Origin of the sequence: Archangium sp., assembly GCF_036389735.1 — a bacterium.
GTDB lineage: Bacteria > Myxococcota > Myxococcia > Myxococcales > Myxococcaceae > Archangium.
In genome coordinates this window covers 1-1,712 of sequence record NZ_DASVWK010000086.1, presented here as the reverse complement: position 1 = coordinate 1,712, position 1,712 = coordinate 1, and the positions used below count along the sequence as shown (strand labels likewise).

Here is a 1,712-nt window from a genome sequence, read left to right as displayed (position 1 = left end):
CCCCAGTCGAACCCCACCGCCTCGAGCGCCGCCACCGTGGCCTCCTCCAGCGCCCGCCGCTCCTTCGGCTCCAGGTCGGCCGGGAAGTCGTGCCCCATCTCCACGAAGTGCGGCGGGGTGGACAGGTGCTTGGCGGTGACGCCGATGACGTGGGTACGGCCCGGGCCCAGGGTGATGGTCTCCACGCTGAACTCGGGGCCGCTCAGCAGGCTCTCGATGAGCAGCTGGCCCTGCAGCGGCTGCTCCCGCTCATTGACGTGCCGGGCCCGCAGCGTCTGGGCGTGGGCCACGAGCTCCTCCCGGTGGTGCACCAGGCGCACCCCGTTGCTGCCACTCTCCGCGATGGGCTTGACCACGCACGGGTAGCGCACCGTCTCGCTGAGCTGCCGCAACTCCTCGTCCGTCGTCACCAACCAGAAGTCGGGCGTCGGCAGGCCGGCGCCCCGCAACACCTGGCGCGAGCGGTACTTGTCGTGGCAGTCGTGCGCCGCTCGCGCATTGAGGTAGCGGAAGCCGCTGTCCGCCGCCACCTCGGCCACCGTGGGCACGTAGAAGGTGGAGAAGGTGACGAGCGCGTTGGGCGCGGCCTGCTGCTTCAGCTCGCGCACGCTCGCCTTCACCGCCTCCACGTCGTTGGTCTCCACCTCGAGGACGCGCAGCCCGGCCCTTGCCTGCTGGAGAAAGGGGTACTTCTTGGGCTGCCGGGTGAGGAACGTCACCTGCTCGCCCTGCGCCAGCAGGCGCTCGACCGCGAGCCGCCCGGTGCCCGTGGTGTTGCTCTCGATGAAGACGAAGTGGTTCATGACTCCGCCTTCGGGCCCGGCAGCCCGAGCTCGCGCGTCAGCTGTCCGCTGAGGATGGCGTCCGGGGCGTGGTAGGGCACCGAGCCGTCATGGGGCAGGGGTGCCCAGCTCCAGCGCTCGGCGACATCGACGCCGTAGCGGATGCGCGTCGGCTGGGCCGCCGCTTCAATGCCCACCAGGTGGTGCTTGGCCAGGTAGTCGCGCGAGTAGATGGTCTCCGCGTATCTGTCGCCTCTGTCCGGCAGGAGGACGACCACGTCCTGGTCGGGCCCGTACTGCTCGGCCACCCAGGAGGCAACTATGTAGGCGGCCCCGGAGGAGCCCCCGGCGAAGACGCCCTCGCGGCGCGCCAGCTCCCAGCAGCCGGAGAACACCTCGCCATCCGCCAGCCAATGGGCCTCGTCCATGACGCGGTAGTTGATGTTGCCGGCGATGATGCTGTTGCCGTGGCCGCTCTGCAGCCGCTTGAGGTTGGGCTGGTGGAACTGCACCGAGCCCACGGCATCCACCGCGACAATCCGCACGTGGGGCAGCTTCTGGCGGAGCGCCTGGGCGGTGCCGCTCAGCGAGCCGCCACTGCCCACGGTGCCCACCACCGCGGCGAGGTTGGAGCCCAGCGCCTCGAGCAGCTCCTGGGACAGGTGGTTCACATAGGCGTTGGGATTGCTCGGCGTGTCGTACTGCCGGGGCCAGAAGGCGCCCGGGTGACGCGCCAGCACCTCGCGCAGCCGCTGCAGCCGCGAGTACTGCCAGCCGCCCTCCGGGTGGTAGACGTCCACCACCTCCAGCTCGGCGCCCAGCGCCTGGAGCTTGGCGGCGGCGGTGGTGTCGATGCGCGGGTCGGTGACGATGATGACGCGGTAGCCCTTGAGGCTGCCGACGCGCGCCAGCCCCTCGGCCATGGTGCCG

At 70.8% G+C, this 1,712-nt stretch carries 2 protein-coding genes; both read right to left on the bottom strand.

All coding sequences use genetic code 11. The features are described from left to right. On the bottom strand, positions 1-803 hold an 803-nt coding region (locus tag VF794_RS03540; protein WP_331107703.1), incomplete at its 3' end, for an ATP-grasp domain-containing protein. Beyond that, positions 800-1,712, bottom strand: a 913-nt coding sequence (locus tag VF794_RS03535; protein WP_331107701.1) for a cysteine synthase family protein, incomplete at its 5' end; no start/stop codon positions are given. The genes VF794_RS03535 and VF794_RS03540, both read right to left, overlap by 4 nt.